Origin of the sequence: Rhodosalinus sp. 5P4, from assembly GCF_041365695.1 — a bacterium.
Lineage (GTDB): Bacteria > Pseudomonadota > Alphaproteobacteria > Rhodobacterales > Rhodobacteraceae > Rhodosalinus.
This window is the reverse complement of the sequence record NZ_JBGFSJ010000002.1, coordinates 220,013-235,386: the sequence shown is the minus strand read 5'-3', so window position 1 is coordinate 235,386 and position 15,374 is coordinate 220,013. Positions and strand designations below refer to the sequence as shown.

General features: G+C 68.9%; 14 protein-coding genes. 11 read left to right on the top strand and 3 right to left on the bottom strand.

The genetic code is table 11. The features are described from left to right. The first annotated feature begins 53 nt into the window (after window positions 1–53). The 11 genes from AB6A69_RS04040 to AB6A69_RS03990 all read left to right on the top strand — a co-directional run bounded on the left by AB6A69_RS04040 (window position 54) and on the right by AB6A69_RS03990 (window position 11,867). Window positions 54–1,289 (top strand): CpaE family protein, encoded by a 1,236-nt coding sequence (locus tag AB6A69_RS04040; protein WP_371056267.1) that lies wholly within the window; start codon window positions 54–56, stop codon window positions 1,287–1,289. 19 nt (window positions 1,290–1,308) lie between these two features. After that, the gene (locus AB6A69_RS04035) at window positions 1,309–2,754 is read left to right on the top strand and encodes a CpaF family protein (protein WP_371056266.1); all 1,446 of its coding nucleotides are present in this window, start codon (window positions 1,309–1,311) and stop codon (window positions 2,752–2,754) included. A 3-nt stretch (window positions 2,755–2,757) separates the two neighbouring features. Further along, window positions 2,758–3,726, top strand: coding sequence for a type II secretion system F family protein (locus AB6A69_RS04030; RefSeq protein WP_371037022.1), 969 nt, complete (start codon window positions 2,758–2,760; stop codon window positions 3,724–3,726). A 4-nt stretch (window positions 3,727–3,730) separates the two neighbouring features. Next, the gene (locus AB6A69_RS04025; RefSeq protein WP_371037023.1) at window positions 3,731–4,717 is read left to right on the top strand and encodes a type II secretion system F family protein; all 987 of its coding nucleotides are present in this window, start codon (window positions 3,731–3,733) and stop codon (window positions 4,715–4,717) included. Window positions 4,718–4,719: 2 nt separating this feature from the next. Then, complete coding sequence (locus AB6A69_RS04020) at window positions 4,720–5,286, top strand: tetratricopeptide repeat protein (RefSeq protein WP_371059800.1); 567 nt, start codon at window positions 4,720–4,722, stop codon at window positions 5,284–5,286. A gap of 30 nt (window positions 5,287–5,316) precedes the next feature. Next, window positions 5,317–6,174, top strand: coding sequence for a tetratricopeptide repeat protein (locus tag AB6A69_RS04015; protein ID WP_371059799.1), 858 nt, complete (start codon window positions 5,317–5,319; stop codon window positions 6,172–6,174). Window positions 6,175–6,190: 16 nt separating this feature from the next. After that, window positions 6,191–6,688, top strand: a complete 498-nt coding sequence (locus AB6A69_RS04010) for a prepilin peptidase (protein ID WP_371059798.1) — start codon at window positions 6,191–6,193, stop codon at window positions 6,686–6,688. Window positions 6,689–6,796: 108 nt separating this feature from the next. After that, on the top strand, window positions 6,797–8,113 hold the full coding sequence (locus AB6A69_RS04005; protein WP_371037027.1) for an ATPase: 1,317 nt from the start codon (window positions 6,797–6,799) through the stop codon (window positions 8,111–8,113). A gap of 88 nt (window positions 8,114–8,201) precedes the next feature. Continuing rightward, window positions 8,202–10,604, top strand: a complete 2,403-nt coding sequence (locus AB6A69_RS04000) for a ligase-associated DNA damage response DEXH box helicase (protein WP_371059797.1) — start codon at window positions 8,202–8,204, stop codon at window positions 10,602–10,604. Between the two features lie 73 nt (window positions 10,605–10,677). Beyond that, the gene (pdeM, locus tag AB6A69_RS03995) at window positions 10,678–11,391 is read left to right on the top strand and encodes a ligase-associated DNA damage response endonuclease PdeM (RefSeq protein ID WP_371037029.1); all 714 of its coding nucleotides are present in this window, start codon (window positions 10,678–10,680) and stop codon (window positions 11,389–11,391) included. A gap of 29 nt (window positions 11,392–11,420) precedes the next feature. Continuing rightward, window positions 11,421–11,867: a PaaI family thioesterase gene (locus AB6A69_RS03990; protein WP_371059796.1), complete on the top strand. Its 447-nt coding sequence runs from the start codon at window positions 11,421–11,423 to the stop codon at window positions 11,865–11,867. Between the two features lie 3 nt (window positions 11,868–11,870). Here AB6A69_RS03990 and folD read toward each other — a convergent pair whose 3' ends face one another. The 3 genes from folD to AB6A69_RS03975 all read right to left on the bottom strand — a co-directional run bounded on the left by folD (window position 11,871) and on the right by AB6A69_RS03975 (window position 15,353). After that, window positions 11,871–12,773, bottom strand: coding sequence for a bifunctional methylenetetrahydrofolate dehydrogenase/methenyltetrahydrofolate cyclohydrolase FolD (gene folD, locus AB6A69_RS03985; RefSeq protein WP_371059794.1), 903 nt, complete (start codon window positions 12,771–12,773; stop codon window positions 11,871–11,873). A gap of 128 nt (window positions 12,774–12,901) precedes the next feature. Beyond that, entirely contained in the window at window positions 12,902–14,578 is a 1,677-nt protein-coding gene (locus tag AB6A69_RS03980) for a formate--tetrahydrofolate ligase (RefSeq protein WP_371059793.1), read from the bottom strand. A gap of 175 nt (window positions 14,579–14,753) precedes the next feature. Next, entirely contained in the window at window positions 14,754–15,353 is a 600-nt protein-coding gene (locus AB6A69_RS03975) for an MOSC domain-containing protein (protein WP_371059792.1), read from the bottom strand. Between the last annotated feature and the right edge of the window lie 21 nt (window positions 15,354–15,374).

The window sequence follows — 15,374 nt, the reverse complement described above, 5'->3', positions numbered from 1 at the left end:
CCGCCCAAGGCTGCACGACTGCATCTGCGGCACAAGGCAAAGGACGAGAGGCGATGACGAGTAACGCGACGCTGCAAACCGAGCCAAGTCCGATCCTGGCCTGCACGGTAAGCCGGGATGTCCAGCATTTCGACCTTCTGATCGAGGACATGGAAGCGGTTCTGGGAGAGGCGTGGGGCGATCTCGGCTTCGCGGAGGCGCTGACCTTCTTCTCGCAGCCCGAGGCCGGCGCGCTCGAGTTCGTGGCGCTCGCCATCGACGAGGAGGACGAGCGCAACCTCGACCTTCTGGCCGAGGTCATCACCGCCGCCGCCAAGCACAAGATCAAGGTGGTCGTGATCGCCGAGGACGTCACGCCGGCGGCGCTGCACCAGCTTCTGCGCCAGGGCGCGGACGAATTCGTGCCCTATCCCCTTCCCGAAGGAGAGCTTGCCGCCGCGGTGCGCCGGCTGCGCACGCCGCCGCCCGCCGCGCAGGCCGCGGCGAGCCCGCTTGCGGAAAGTGGCGAAGGCGACGGCGTGATCCTCGCGGTGCACGGCCTCGCGGGCGGTGTCGGCGCCACGACCTTCGCGGTCAATCTGGGCTGGGAGCTCGCCAACGTGGTCAAGGAAGATCCGCCGCGTGTCTGCGTGATCGACCTCGACCTGCAATTCGGCACGGTCGCCACCTACCTCGACCTACCCCGCCGCGAGGCCGTGCTGGAACTCATCTCCGACATCGAGGCGATGGACGCCGAGGCCTTCGGGCAGGCGCTCATGTCCTTCGAGGATCGCATGCAGGTGCTCACCTCCCCGTCGGAACTGGTGCCTCTCGACCTGATGGGGCCGCCCGACGTGGAAAAGCTGCTGAACACCGCGGCGCGGCATTTCGATTTCGTGCTGGTGGACATGCCCTCCACCGTGACGCAATGGACCGAGACGGTCCTGAGCGCCGCGCATGTGTATTTCGCGCTGATCGAGCTCGACATGCGCTCGGCCCAGAACGCGCTGCGCCTGAAGCGGGCGCTGCAGGCCGAGGAGCTGCCCTTCGAGAAGCTGCGCTTCGGGCTCAACCGCGCGCCCAAGTTCACCGACCTCAACGGCAAGTCTCGCGTGAAGCGGATGGCCGAATCGCTCGGAATCTCCATCGAGCTTCAGCTTCCCGACGGCGGGCGCCCGGTGATGCAGAGCGGCGACCACGGGCTTCCGCTGGCCAGTTCCGCCGCGAAGAACCCGCTCCGCCGCGAAATCGCGAAGCTCGCGCAGTCGCTCTACGACATCGGCCAGTCGAACGCCGAAGCCGCCGCCTGACGCACCCGAAGGAGCCCCCATGTTTTCGCGCTACAAGAAGCCCGGTCAGGAACCGGCCCAGAAGCCCGGCGGTGGCAGCCCCAAGGTCGCCGAGATCCCGCGCGCCCAGCCCGTCGACCAGCCTGCGGTCATCCGCAAGCCGATGCCCTACCGGCCCGCGCAGGCGGGTCCGCAGGACAAGGAAAAGAAGCGCAAGGAGAAGATGGGCGAGATCAAGCTCGACCTGCATCGCGAGCTGCTCGACAACCTGAACCTCGCCGCGCTGGAGCACGCCACCGAGGCCGATCTTCGCGCCGAGATCTCGGACATCGCCGGCGAATACCTTCAGGAACGCGGCATCGTCCTGAATCGCGACGATCGTGCCACCCTCACCCAGGAACTCTACGACGAGGTCCGCGGCCTCGGCCCGCTCGAGACGCTTCTCCAGGACGACAGCGTCAACGACATCCTCGTGAACGGCCCGCACCAGATCTTCGTGGAGCGCAACGGCCGGCTCGAGATGTCCGACGTCACCTTCAAGGACGAGCGTCACCTGCTGCGAATCATCGACAAGATCGTTTCGGCGGTGGGCCGCCGCGTCGACGAGTCCAACCCCTACGTCGACGCCCGCCTGGCGGATGGCTCGCGCTTCAACGCGATGGTTCCGCCCGTGGCGGTGGACGGCTCGCTCGTCTCGATCCGGAAATTCAAGAAAGAGAAGCTCGGGATCGACGACCTGATCCGCTTCGGCGCCTTCAACGAGGAGATGGCCGCCTACCTTCAGGCCGCGGTGGCCTGCCGGCTCAACATCATCGTGTCGGGCGGTACCGGCTCGGGCAAGACGACGACGCTCAACGCGCTGTCGAGCTTCATCGACGACGCCGAACGGATCCTGACGATCGAGGACACCGCCGAACTCCAGCTGCAGCAGACGCATGTGGGCCGGATGGAAAGCCGCCCGCCCAACGTCGAGGGCAAGGGCGCCGTCACGCAGCGCGACTGTCTGAAGAACGCGCTCCGGATGCGCCCCGACCGGATCATCGTCGGCGAGACGCGCGGCGAGGAGGTCATCGACATGCTGCAGGCCATGAACACCGGCCACGACGGCTCGATGACGACGATCCACGCCAACAACGCCCGCGATGCGGTCTCGCGTCTGGAGAACATGATCGCGATGGCCGGCATCGAGATGCCGCTGAAGGCGATGCGCAGCCAGATCGCCAGCGCCGTGCATCTGATCGTGCAGGCGAGCCGCCTGCAGGACGGCTCGCGCCGGATGGTGTCCATCACCGAGGTCACCGGCATGGAGGGCGACGTGATCGCCATGCAGGAGGTCTTCCGCTACCAGCGCGTGGGCCTGACGCCCGAAAACAAGATCATCGGACACTTTACCGCGACCGGCGTGCGCAGCCACTACGCCGAGCGTTTCCGGATGTGGGGCTACGACCTGCCGCCGGCCATCTTCGACCCTGTGGCGGCGGAGTAAGCCATGGAAGTCTCGGCAGAACCACTCATCTACGGCGCGATCTTCGTAAGCGTCCTCGTGCTTGTCGAGGGGATCTACCTGACCGTTTTCGGCAAGTCGATCAGCCTCAACAACCGGGTCAATCGCCGGCTCGAGATGCTTCAGTCCGGCGGGCGGCGCGAGGAGGTGCTGGCAAAGCTCCGCAAGGAGATGGACCAGCACATGCGCTCGCGCTCCGTGCCGCTCTATTCGCTGCTCGCGGACCGGGCGCAGAAGGCCGCCATCGCCTTCACGCCGAAGCAACTCATCCTGATCATGGTGGCGCTGACCATGGTGGCGTTCATCGGCCTTTCGGTCGCCACCGAGACGGGCCTTGCGGTGCGCCTCGTGACCGCGGTCGCCATGGGCGTGGGCGGCGTCTATTTCTGGGTGAACTCCAAGGCGAAGAAGCGGATCGCGATGATCGAGGAGCAGCTCCCCGACGCGGTGGAGCTGATGGTGCGCTCGCTGCGCGTCGGCCATCCCTTCTCCTCGGCCATCTCGATCGTCTCAAAGGAGATCGCGGACCCGCTGGCCACCGAATTCGGCGTGATCGCGGACGAGGCCGCCTATGGCCGGGACGTGGGCGAGGCGCTGCGCCACATGGCCGAGCGCCTCGACATCCAGGACCTCCGGTTCCTGTCGGTCGCCGTCACGATCCAGCAGCAGTCGGGCGGCAACCTGGCCGAGATCCTCGCTGGCCTCGCCCAGGTGATCCGGGCGCGCTTCCGCCTCTTCCGTCGCGTCAAGGCGATCACGGCCGAGGCGCAATGGTCGGGCAAGTTCCTCTCGGCCTTCCCGATCGTCGCGCTGATCGCGATCAACATCCTCGACCCCAACTACTACGACGAGGTCCTGGACCACCCGTGGTTCGTGCCGGCCTGCTTCCTGGTGGGCATCTTCCTCACGGCGAACCTTTTCGTCATGCGCATGCTGATCAACATCAAGGTCTGAGTCCATGAACCCTCTCGCGCCCATCAACGACGTCCTGATCGAAATGCTGGGTCCGCTCGGCCCGATGATCGCGGTGGGCGGCCTCGGCCTGCTGCTCGTGCTTCTCACCGTTCCCTTCATGCTGAACGTGAAGAAGGATCCGCTGGACAAGCTGAAGGATGCGACCCGCGAGAAGCGCGACACCGACCGCGAGAATCAGGCCGCGCTGCGGCAGCGCGAGAAGGGCGAGAAACTCAAGCGCTATGCCAACTTCCTGGAGCCCCAGGACGCGAAGGAACTCTCGGCGATCAAGCTAAAGCTTCTGCGCGCGGGCTACCGCTCGCGCGAGGCGGTGCGCATCTTTCACTTCGCCCAGATGGCGTTCGGCCTGTTCGGCCTCGTCCTCGGGGTCGCCTACCTGCTCGCCTTCGGGGACGCCGATAACACGAGCCCGCAGCAGCTCGCCTTGTACGTGCTCGGCCCTGGCGCGGCGGGTTACCTGCTGCCGAAATACTGGGTCACGCGGCGCGTCGAGGAGCGCAAGGAGGAAATCACCGACGGCTTTCCCGATTCTCTCGACATGCTTCTCGTCTGCGTCGAGGCCGGGCAGTCCCTTAACCAGGCGATCATCCGGGTCGCCAGGGAATTGCGGGCCTCCTTCCCCTCGCTTGCCGACGAATACGAGATCGTCAGCCACGAGATGAAGGCGGGCAAGGACAAGGCGCAGGTTCTCACCGACATGGGCGAGCGCTGCGGCGTCCAGGACGTGTCGAGCTTCGTCACGGTGCTGATCCAGAGCCAGACCTTCGGCACGTCGATTTCCGAAGCGCTCCGGGTCTACGCCGCCGAGATGCGCGACAAACGGGTGATGCGCGCCGAGGAAAAAGCGAATAAGCTGCCGACCAAGATGACGCTCACGACCATGATGCTCACCGTGCCGCCGCTTCTGATCATCCTCATCGGCCCCTCGGCCATCGGCATCGCGAAGCTGGGCGAGATGTCCGGCAACTAGCGATGAGGCGGGCGGGGGCGCTTCCGACGATATCGCTGACGCTCGCCCTCGGCGCCTGCTCCGTCCTGCCCGGTGCGCCCGACGAGGCCACCCCCTTCGCCCCTGCCATCGATCCGCGCGGCGAGGCCGTCGACGGGCTGGTGGTCGGCCACCGCCTGATGGAGGCCGGAGAATACGAGCTTGCCCTCGATGCGTTCCGGCGCGCGGGGGCGCGCGACGGCCTCACGCCCGAGGTGCTGAGCGCGCTCGGATCGGCCAATCTCGGGTTGGGGCGCCTCAATCAGGCCGAAACGCTCCTGCGGCGCGCGACCGACAGCGGCGACGCATGGCCCGAGGTCTGGAACAATCTCGGCGTGGTGCTGCTGGAACGCGGAAAGACGGCCGAGGCGGTACAGATCCTGCGAAAGGCCTACGCGCTCGACGATGGCGAAAGTGACGCGATTCGCGACAATCTGCGACTTGCGCTCGCAAAACTCGACGAAACCGCGTATGCTGTGGACGCTGAGCAGCAAAATTACAAGCTGGTGCGCCGCGGAAGCAGCGAATACCTGATCCGCCGCGTACCTTGAGAGGCAAGAGCAGCAAAAGGACGCAGGCAAATGCGCCACCCCATCTTCGTGTCCCTCTGCCTGGCGGGGGCCGTCGCCCTGTCCGGCTGCGCGGGGACGAACGGCAATGCCGTGGACCGCAAGCTGGCCGATCTCAACGTCGTCGATGAAAGCAACCTCAACGACGTGATGCTGACATCCGCCGACCCGGGCGAGGCGGTGAACTATTTCCAGAGGGCCAGCGCCGCCGAGCCGGAGCGGATCGACCTCTTGCGCGGTCTCGCCACATCGCTCGTGCGCGCCAAGCGCAACACCGAGGCCGTCCCGGCCTGGGAAAAGGTGGCGGCCCACGAGGAGGCCACCGACGAGGACAGCGTCGCGTTCGCCGACGCGCTGATCCGGGCGGACCAGTGGGGACGCGCCGGCGAGGTGCTCGACTCGATCCCGCCCACGCACGAGACGTTCCGGCGCTACCGCCTCGAAGCGATGATCGCCGACAGCGAGAAGGACTGGAAGAAGGCCGACAGTTTCTACGAAACGGCGGTGGGGCTGACCACACAACCCGCGAACGTGATGAACAACTGGGGCTTCTCGAAACTCTCGCGCGGCGATTACGCGGGGGCCGAGCGGCTCTTTCTCGAGGCGATCCGGCAGGACGAAAAACTTTTCACCGCCAAGAACAATCTCGTCATGGCCCGGGGCGCACAGGGCAACTACACCCTCCCCGTCATCCCGATGAGCCAGGTGGAGCGCGCCCAGCTGCTGCATACCCTCGGGCTCGCCGCGGTGAAGCGTGGCGATACCGAGACCGGCAAGGGCATCTTCCGCGAGGCCATCGAGACCCATCCGCAGCACTTCGAGGCCGCCGCAAGAAGCCTGGCGGCGCTCGAAGGCAACACCCGCGGCTGACCGGGACGGCCCGCAGATGCTGCAGATCAGCGCCGCGTCAGCGCAGTGGTTCCTGCCCTTCGTGGTGCCGGTCTGCCTTTATGTCTGCTGGTCGGACATGCGCGCCATGAAGATCCCCAACCGGGCGGTGCTGGCCCTGCTGGGCATCTTCCTCGCCGTGGGGCTCGTGGCGCTGCCACTTGCGGAGTACCCTTGGCGGCTCGTGCAACTTGCCGTGGTGCTGGCGCTCGGGATCGTGCTGAACGCGGCCGGCGTCATGGGCGCGGGGGACGCCAAGTTCGCCGCCGCCGCCGCGCCCTTCATTCATCCCGGCGACATGCGGTTCCTGATCGCGCTCTTCGCGGCGGTCCTGCTGGCCGCCTTCGTGTCGCACCGCCTCGTTCGCGCGACGCCGCTGCGCCGCCTCGCGCCGGACTGGGAAAGCTGGACCCGCGGGCGCGACTTCCCCATGGGCCTCGCCCTGGGCGGCACGCTCGCGGCCTATCTGGCGCTCGGCGCCGTGTGGGGCAGCTGAGAGGAGGGGACGGCACGAAATGCCACGAAAACGCCACCGTTATTCCCTGTCGCGCCCGCGATCCGGACGCATCTTCGCCGCCGTGCAGGCAAAACCGGGGGACCGCCGATGAACATGCAACCCGCCGCGAGCACGAGAGTGGAACCGCCACCGCCGCCCAGGCGCCTGGACGAGATGGAACTTCCGCTCGTGATGATGCGCGACATCCTGCTCAAGACGATGTTCCGCAAGAACCTCGACCTCGCCTCCGATCTCGCCCGCGCGGTCTGCCTTCCGGTGAACGTCACGCAGGAACTCGTGGACCTCGCGCGCCAGCAGAAGCTGGTCGAGGCGACCGGCACGCTGAGCGCCAATGCCGGCAACGAGATGGGCTACCAGCTGACCGATGCCGGGAAGTCCCGCGCGCTCGACGCGCTCTCGCAGTCGGAATATTTCGGTGCCATGCCGGTGCCGCTTCAGGCCTACCGCGAGCAGATGCGCCGCCAGTCGATCCGCGACATCCAGATCACCCGCGCCCAGCTCGTCAACGCGATGGGGCACCTCGTTCTGCCCGAGGATCTGCTCGACCATCTCGGCCCCGCGGTCAGCTCGGGCCGGTCGATCCTGATGTACGGGCCGCCGGGCAACGGGAAATCGTCGATCTCGAACGGCATCCGCGACGCGATGGGCGACAAGATCTACGTGCCCCGCGCGATCGAATACGCGGGCCAGGTGATCACCGTCTATGACCCGATCGTGCACTCCGCCGCCGAGGAGGAAGTGGACGACCCGACGAGCCTGCGCCGCAGACGCACCTTCGATACGCGCTACGTGCGCTGCGAGCGGCCCACGGTGATCACGGGGGGCGAGCTTTCGCTTTCCATGCTCGATCTCGTCTACAATCCCACAGCGCGGACCTATCAGGCGCCGCTTCAGCTGAAGGCCTCGGGCGGCATCTTCATCGTCGACGACCTCGGCCGCCAGGCCGATCCGCCCCAGGCGCTCGTGAACCGCTGGATCGTGCCGCTCGAGGAATCGAAAGACATCCTCGCGTTGCAGTCGGGCGAGAAGTTCGAGGTGCCTTTCGACACGCTGGTGATCTTTTCGACGAACTTCCACCCGAACGAGATCTTCGACCAGGCCGCGCTGCGCCGGATCTTCTTCAAGATCAAGGTGGACGGACCGACGCAGGAGAATTTCCTGAAGATCTTCGCGCTCGTGGCGCGCAAGAAGAAGATGCCGCTCGACGAGGACGCGCTCATCCACCTGCTTCAGAACAAGTATCCGACGATCGGGAACGTCTACGCCAACTACCAGCCGATCTTCCTGATCGACCAGATGATCTCGATCTGCGAGTTCGAGGGCATCCCCTACCAGATGTCGCCCGAACTCGTCGACCGGGCCTGGGCCAACATGTTCGTGCGGGACGAGAAGATCGTGAAGTGAGCCGCCCGGCCCGGGCGGGCGGAAAATTCTTCGAAGAATTTTCTCAAGAGTTTTCGAAAACTCTTGGGCCCTTCCCTATCTGTCGCGCATGACCGCCCTGCCCGCCCCGTTTGCCCAATGGTTCGCCGCCCGTGGCTGGCAGGCGCATCCCCACCAGCTGGAGCTGCTGGCGCGCAAGGACGCGCGCGCGCTCCTGCTCGTGGCGCCGACGGGTGGCGGCAAGACGCTCGCGGGCTTCCTGCCCTCGCTCGCAGAGCTCGCTGACGGGACGCATCGCGGTCTTCACACGCTCTACGTCTCGCCGCTCAAGGCGCTCGCCGCCGACATCCGCCGCAACCTCGCCCGGCCGATCGAGGAGATGGGGCTGCCGGTGCGCGTGGAAGACCGCACCGGCGACACCGCCCAGAGCCGGCGCACGCGCCAGCGCGCGGACCCGCCGCACATCCTGCTGACGACGCCCGAAAGCCTGGCGCTCCTGACCTCCTACGAGGATGCGCCGCGGATCTTCGCCGGGCTCGAGCGGGTCGTCGTCGACGAGATCCACGCGATCGCCGAATCGAAGCGCGGCGACCAGCTGGCGCTCGCCCTCGCCCGCCTGCAGACGCTGCGTCCGGGGCTGCGCCGCGTCGGGCTTTCCGCGACGGTGGAGGATCCGCCCGCACTGGCCCGCTTTCTCGCGCCCCATCCCGTCCCCTGCGACGTGCTCGCGGCCGATCCGGGCCCCGCGCCCGACATCGCCATGCTGGACACGGCGCAGGCGCCGCCCTGGGCCGGCGGCGGCGGGGTCTACGCCGTGGGCGACGTCCTGCGGGAGATCCGACGCCACCGCACCACGCTCGTCTTCCACAACACCCGCGCGCAGGCGGAGATCTTCTTCCGCGCGCTCTGGATGGCCAATGACGACGGGCTTCCCATCGGCATCCATCACGGCAGCCTCGACCGCGCCCAGCGCGAGCGGGTGGAGACGGCGATGGCGGCGGGCGAGCTCCGCGCCGTGGTCTGCACCGGCTCGCTCGATCTCGGGATCGACTGGGGCGACGTGGACCTCGTCATCCAGGTGGGCGGGCCGAAGAACGTCAAGCGCCTCGTGCAGCGGATCGGGCGCGCGAACCACCGCTACAACGCGCCGTCGAAGGCGCGTCTCGTGCCCGCCAACCGCTTCGAGGTGGTGGAATGCGTGGCCGCGCTCGAGGCGGTGCGCGCGGGCGAGCTCGACGGGGCGCCGCGCGGCCCGGGCCCCCTCGACGTGCTCTGCCAGCACATCCTGCTGACGGCCTGCGCGGGACCCTTCGATGCCGACGCGCTTTTCGCCGAGCTGCGCCGCGCCGGACCCTACGCGGATCTTGCACGGACGGATTTCGAAGCCTGCCTCGATTTCGCGGCGACCGGCGGCTACGCGCTGCGCGCCTATGACCGCTGGCAACGGCTTCGGCAGGGGCCGGACGGGCGCTGGGCGCTGCGCGACCCGCGCACCGCACGGCGCATCCGCATGAACGCGGGCACCATCCAGGACGCGGAGCTTCTGAAGGTGCGGATGCGCGGGCGCGGCCCGTCGCTGGGCGAGGTGGAAGAGGCCTTCGCTGCGACCCTGACGCCGGGGGATACCTTTCTCATCGGCGGGCGCGTGGTGCGCTACGAGGGGCTGCGCGAACTGACGCTGGAGGTCTCGAACGCCGCCACCGGCACGCCCAGGATCGCCGTGTTCGGCGGCACGAAATTCGCCACCTCCACGCAGCTTTCCGAACGCATCCTGCGCCTTTTCGCCGCCGGGCGCTGGCCGCAGCTTCCCGCCCACACGGCGGAGTGGCTGGCGCTTCAGCGCGAGGTCTCGCGCCTGCCGGAACCCGGGCGCCTACTGGTCGAGACCTTCCCGCACGAGGGGCGCGCCCATCTCGTCGCCTACGGCTTCGCGGGGCGGAACGCCCAGCAGACGCTCGGGCTTCTCCTCACCAAGCGGATGGAAGAGGATGGCCTTGCGCCGCTCGGCTTCGTGGCCACCGACTACGCCACGCTGATCTGGGGGCTCGAGGCGGTGGCCGACCCCGCGCCGCTCTTCGATCCCGACGCGCTCGAGCGGGGCCTGGCGCGCTGGCTTGCCGCGAACGCGGTGATGAAGCGGACGTTCCGCGCCTCGGCGACCATCGCGGGCCTCATCGAGCGCAACATGCCCGGCCAGCGCAAGACGGGACGGCAGGCCACCTTCTCCTCCGACATCCTCTACGACACGCTGCTCAAATACGACCCCGATCATCTGCTCATGCGCATCACGCGCGACGAGGCGATGCGGGGGCTCGTGGATTTCGGGCGCCTGCGCGCCATGACCGAACGCGTGGCCGGGCGGATCGACCACGTCGCGCTGAACCGTCTCAGCCCGCTCTCGGCGCCGCTCTTCCTGGAGCCGGGGCGCGTGCCGGTGGAGGGGGCGGGGCGCGAGCGCCTGCTCGAGGAGGCCGCGGCGCAGCTGATGGAAGACGCGGGCCTCCCGCCCTGAGGCGCCCGGGCGCGCGCACCTGGCCGCGTCTCTCCCCTTGCCTCGCGCGCTGAAACGGGGCAGGGAACAATGCATGAACGGGTACGCCTTCACCCTCGCCGGCGCGGCGCTTGAGGCGCTGGGCTCCGGCGCGCTCTGGTGGCCGGCGCGGCGGCTCCTCTGCGTCTCCGACCTCCATCTGGGCAAGGCCGAGCGGGTGGCGCGGCGCGGGGGTCCGACGCTTCCACCCTACGAGACGCAGGACACGCTCGACCGGCTCGCCGCCGATCTGGCCGCGACGGGGGCCGCGACGGTGATCTGCCTCGGCGACAGTTTCGACGACGACGACGCGGCCGCCGCCCTGCCCGAAGAGGTGCTGCTGCGGATCGCGCGGATGCAGGCGGGGCGGCGCTGGATCTGGATCGCCGGCAACCACGATCCGGGGCCGGTGACGCTGGGGGGCGCCCATCTCGTGGACGCCGCCGAGCCGCCGCTCGTCTTCCGCCACATCGCGGGGCCCGGTGCGGAGGGCGAGGTCTCGGGGCACTACCACCCGAAGGCGAGCCTTTCGGGGCGCGGCGCGCGCATCACGCGGCCGGCCTTCCTGATCGACACGCACCGCGCGATCCTGCCCGCCTACGGCACCTACACGGGCGGTCTGCGCACGGACGCGGATGCGCTGCAGGCGCTGATGGGGCCGGACGCCCGCGCGGTACTGACGGGGGCGCGGCCCGTGGCGGTGCCCATGCGTCATGGGCGCGCCCGGCCCCGCCCGCTTGCCACATTGGGCCGCGGCGGGCGAAACTGAGCGCGCACTGCAAGGGAGCCTGAGAGCCGATGCCCGATCCCGCCCCGACCCCGCCGCTCGGGCCCGCGCGCGAGGCCAGCATCCGTGAAAGCTTCGCCGCGCAGAGCATGATGACGACGCTCGACGCGCGTCTCGTGCGTCTTTCCGAAGGCGCGGCGGTGATCGAGGCCCCGGTGGTAGAGGGCGCGCGCCAGCAGCACGGCTATGCCCACGCGGCGCTTCCCTTCGCCATCGGCGACAGCGCGGCGGGCTACGCCGCGCTCACGCTCATGCCCGAGGGCGCGGAGGTGCTGACCGCGGAGATCAAGATCAACCTGCTCGCCCCGGCGCGCGGCCCGCTGCTGACGGCGACGGGGCGCGTCGTGCGCGCCGGGCGCCGCCTCAGCGTGGTGAGCGCCGAGGTCTGGGACGCAGAGACGCAGGTGGCGCTCCTGCAGGGCACGATGGTCGCGGTCGCGCCCCGCGGGCAGGGCTAGGCTTCAGGCGGTCAGGCCCTCGGGCTCGGGCAGCCCGTTGGCGCGGCAGCAGGCCGTGAGCGTGTTGGCGAGGAGGCAGGCGATGGTCATCGGGCCGACGCCGCCCGGCACCGGCGTGATGGCGCCCGCGACCGCCGCGCAGCTCTCGAAATCGCAGTCGCCCACGAGGCGCGTCTTGCCCTCGCCCTTTTCGGGTGCGTCCACGCGGTTGATGCCCACGTCGATCACCGTGGCGCCGGGCTTGATCCAGTCGCCCTCGACCATCTCGGGCCGGCCCACCGCCGCCACCACGATGTCGGCGCGTCGCACCACCCCGGGCAGGTCGCGGGTGCGCGAATGGGCGACGGTGACGGTGCAGCTGTCGCCGAGAAGCAGCTGCGCCATGGGCTTGCCCACGATGTTCGAGCGCCCGATCACCACCGCCTCCAGCCCCGAGAGGCTGCCCAGGTGGTCGCGCAGCATCATCAGGCAGCCGAGCGGCGTGCAGGGCACCATCGCCTTCTGCCCCGTGCCCAGCAGCCCCACGTTCGAGATGTGGAAGCCGTCCACGTCCTTCGCCGGGTCGATCGCGTTGATGACCTTTTCCGCGTCGACATGGCCGGGCAGCGGTAGCTGCACAAGGATGCCGTGCACCGCCGGGTCCGCGTTGAGCCGGGCCACGAGATCCAGAAGATCGGCCTCGGGCGTGTCGGCGGGCAGGCGGTGCTCGAAGCTTTCCATCCCGGCCTCGAGCGTCTGGGCGTGCTTGTTGCGGACATAGACCTGGCTCGCCGGATCCTCGCCCACCAGTACCACGGCGAGACCCGGCGTGATGCTGTGCGCCTCCTTCAGCCGCGCCACATGCTCCGCCACCTCGCCGCGGATACGGGCGGCGAAGGCCTTCCCGTCGATGATTGTCGCCGTCATGCCGATCCTCGCTCTGTGTTCTGCTGTCATGTCCCGCGTCTGCCATAGCGGGTGCATGCGAGCACGCACCCGACAGCAGCGCCTGGCGCAGGGTGCGTGCTCGCACGCATATTCCCTTTATCCCCCGGTCAGAAGAGCCCCTCGATGAAGCCTTCGTCGCTCAGCCGGATGGTTTCGGCCGCGGGTGCCGAGGGCAGGCCCGGCATGGTCATGATCTCGCCGCAGATCACCACCACGAAGCCCGCGCCGGCCGAAAGGCGCACCTCGCGGATCGGTACGGAGTGGCCGTTGGGCGCGCCGCGCCGGGTGGGATCGGTGGTGAAGGAATACTGCGTCTTGGCCATGCAGACCGGCAGATTGCCGTAGCCCGCGGCCTCCCATTCCTTCAGCTGGGTTCGGATCTTCTGGTCGGCGAGCACCTCGTCCGCGCGGTAGATGCGCTTGGCGATCGTCTCGACCTTCTCGAGAAGGCCCATCTCGTCGGGGTAGAGCGGCGCGAAGTTGGCCTCGCCCTTGTCGGCGATCTCGGCCACGCGGGTCGCCAGTTCCTCGATCCCCGCCGAACCCTCGGCCCAGTGCTTGCAGAGGATCGCCTCGGAGCCCTGCCCGGCCACGTAGTCCTGCACCGCCGCGATCTCGGCCTCGCTGTCCCCGGCGAAATGGTTGATGCCGACGACGACCGGCACGCCGAAGCTTTTGACGTTCTCGATGTGCCGGCCGAGATTGGCGCAGCCCGCCTTCACGGCGTCGACGTTCTCCGCGCCGAGATCGGCCTTGGCGACGCCGCCGTTCATCTTCATCGCGCGCACCGTGGCCACCACCACCACCGCCGCGGGCGCGAGGCCCGCCTTGCGGCACTTGATGTTCATGAACTTCTCGGCGCCCAGATCGGCCCCGAAGCCCGCCTCGGTCACCACGTAGTCGGCGATCTTGAGCGCGGTGCTCGTCGCCATCACGGAGTTGCAGCCATGGGCGATGTTGGCGAAGGGTCCGCCATGGACGAAGGCGGGGTTGTTCTCCAGCGTCTGCACGAGGTTGGGCTGGATCGCGTCCGTGAGCAGCACCGCCATCGCGCCGTCGGCCTTGAGGTCGCGGCAGGTGATCGGCGCCTTGTCGCGGGTGTAGGCCACGATGATGTCGCCCAGCCGGCGCTCGAGGTCGGAAAGCGAGGTGGCGAGGCAGAGGATCGCCATCACCTCCGAGGCCACGGTGATGTCGAAGCCGGTCTGGCGCGGGAAGCCGTTGGCCACGCCGCCGAGCGAGGTGACGATGTCGCGGAGCGCACGGTCGTTCATGTCGAGCACGCGGCGCCAGACCACCCGGCGCTCGTCGATGCCGAGTTCGTTGCCCCAGTAGATGTGATTGTCGATCATCGCGGAAAGCAGGTTGTGCGCCGAGGTGATCGCGTGGAAATCGCCGGTGAAGTGGAGGTTCATGTCCTCCATCGGCACGACCTGCGCGTAGCCGCCGCCCGCGGCCCCACCCTTCATCCCGAAGCAGGGGCCGAGCGAGGCTTCGCGGATGCAGATCGCGGCCTTCTTGCCGATCCGGTTCAGCCCGTCGCCGAGGCCCACGGTGGTGGTCGTCTTGCCCTCGCCCGCGGGGGTGGGGTTGATCGCGGTCACGAGGATGAGCTTGCCGTTCGCGTTGCCCTGGACCCGGTCGATGAAGGCCTGGCTGACCTTCGCCTTGTCGTGGCCATAGGGCAGCAGGTCCTCGGCCCCGATGCCGAGCTTCGCGCCGATCTCCTGGATCGGTTTCTTCTGCGCCTCGCGGGCGATCTCGATGTCGGATTTGTGGCTCATGGCTCGGCTGTCCTTGTCTCTGGCCGGCGCGTGGCGTCGCGCCGGCGGGGGTCCGGCCCGCCTATACCGCGCGGGCCCCGGGGGGCGGCGCGCGTTTCCGACATTTCCGGTCGCGCTTGCGGCGAGGTGTCGCGGCTCGCGTTTCGGATCGGAAACGCCGCGCGCGCCGGCCGGCTCAGACCGCGCGCCGGGCGTCGGGAGGCGCCCAGGCCGGCTGGTCGGGGACATGCAGGCGCAGCGCGTCGCCGAGGCGGATTTCGCCCTCCCGCTCCACCCAGGCGGTCACGCCGCGCCGGCCGCGCGCGGCTGCCTTGAACGTCCGGCCCTTCCCCGGCGCGACCGCGTCGATGACCTTCGCGGGCAGGTGGCAGGGCCGGTTTTCCATGTCCACCACGAGCGTCGCGCCCGCCGGCGCCTGCAGGCGCGAGGACGGCGGGACATGCGAGAAATCCGCGATCCCCTGCACCACGAGCGACGCGCCGAGCCAGGCGGGATCGAGGGCGGCAAGCCCCAACTCGGCGGCGATCAGGGCGATCTCCTCGGCGGAGAGCACGGAAAGCTGGCGCACGTTGCGGATCTCGGTGCCCTTGGGGTGCTGCGCCACCACGCGCGAGCAGGACCGCCGCGTCAGGCCGCCGTGGCTTTCCCCGGCGATCCCGGCGAAGGTCAGCTCCGCCTCCGCCAGCGGCTCGGCGGCGAGGGCGGCCTCGCGATCGGCCACGCGGCCGATCCAGGTGACGGTGCCGAAGATCCCCGTGGGCTTGAGCGCGGGCATGGGCGGAACCTCCTTCCGGGT

Coding starts and splice junctions, on each gene's coding strand:
- AB6A69_RS04020 (WP_371059800.1), top strand. CDS start 4,720: ATGAGGCGGGCGGGGGCGCTTCCGACGATATCGCTGACGCTCGCCCTC.
- AB6A69_RS04030 (WP_371037022.1), top strand. CDS start 2,758: ATGGAAGTCTCGGCAGAACCACTCATCTACGGCGCGATCTTCGTAAGC.
- pdeM (WP_371037029.1), top strand. CDS start 10,678: ATGAACGGGTACGCCTTCACCCTCGCCGGCGCGGCGCTTGAGGCGCTG.
- AB6A69_RS04025 (WP_371037023.1), top strand. CDS start 3,731: ATGAACCCTCTCGCGCCCATCAACGACGTCCTGATCGAAATGCTGGGT.
- AB6A69_RS04000 (WP_371059797.1), top strand. CDS start 8,202: ATGACCGCCCTGCCCGCCCCGTTTGCCCAATGGTTCGCCGCCCGTGGC.
- AB6A69_RS04015 (WP_371059799.1), top strand. CDS start 5,317: ATGCGCCACCCCATCTTCGTGTCCCTCTGCCTGGCGGGGGCCGTCGCC.
- AB6A69_RS03990 (WP_371059796.1), top strand. CDS start 11,421: ATGCCCGATCCCGCCCCGACCCCGCCGCTCGGGCCCGCGCGCGAGGCC.
- AB6A69_RS04005 (WP_371037027.1), top strand. CDS start 6,797: ATGAACATGCAACCCGCCGCGAGCACGAGAGTGGAACCGCCACCGCCG.
- AB6A69_RS03975 (WP_371059792.1), bottom strand. CDS start 15,353: ATGCCCGCGCTCAAGCCCACGGGGATCTTCGGCACCGTCACCTGGATC.
- AB6A69_RS04040 (WP_371056267.1), top strand. CDS start 54: ATGACGAGTAACGCGACGCTGCAAACCGAGCCAAGTCCGATCCTGGCC.
- AB6A69_RS04035 (WP_371056266.1), top strand. CDS start 1,309: ATGTTTTCGCGCTACAAGAAGCCCGGTCAGGAACCGGCCCAGAAGCCC.
- AB6A69_RS04010 (WP_371059798.1), top strand. CDS start 6,191: ATGCTGCAGATCAGCGCCGCGTCAGCGCAGTGGTTCCTGCCCTTCGTG.
- folD (WP_371059794.1), bottom strand. CDS start 12,773: ATGACGGCGACAATCATCGACGGGAAGGCCTTCGCCGCCCGTATCCGC.
- AB6A69_RS03980 (WP_371059793.1), bottom strand. CDS start 14,578: ATGAGCCACAAATCCGACATCGAGATCGCCCGCGAGGCGCAGAAGAAA.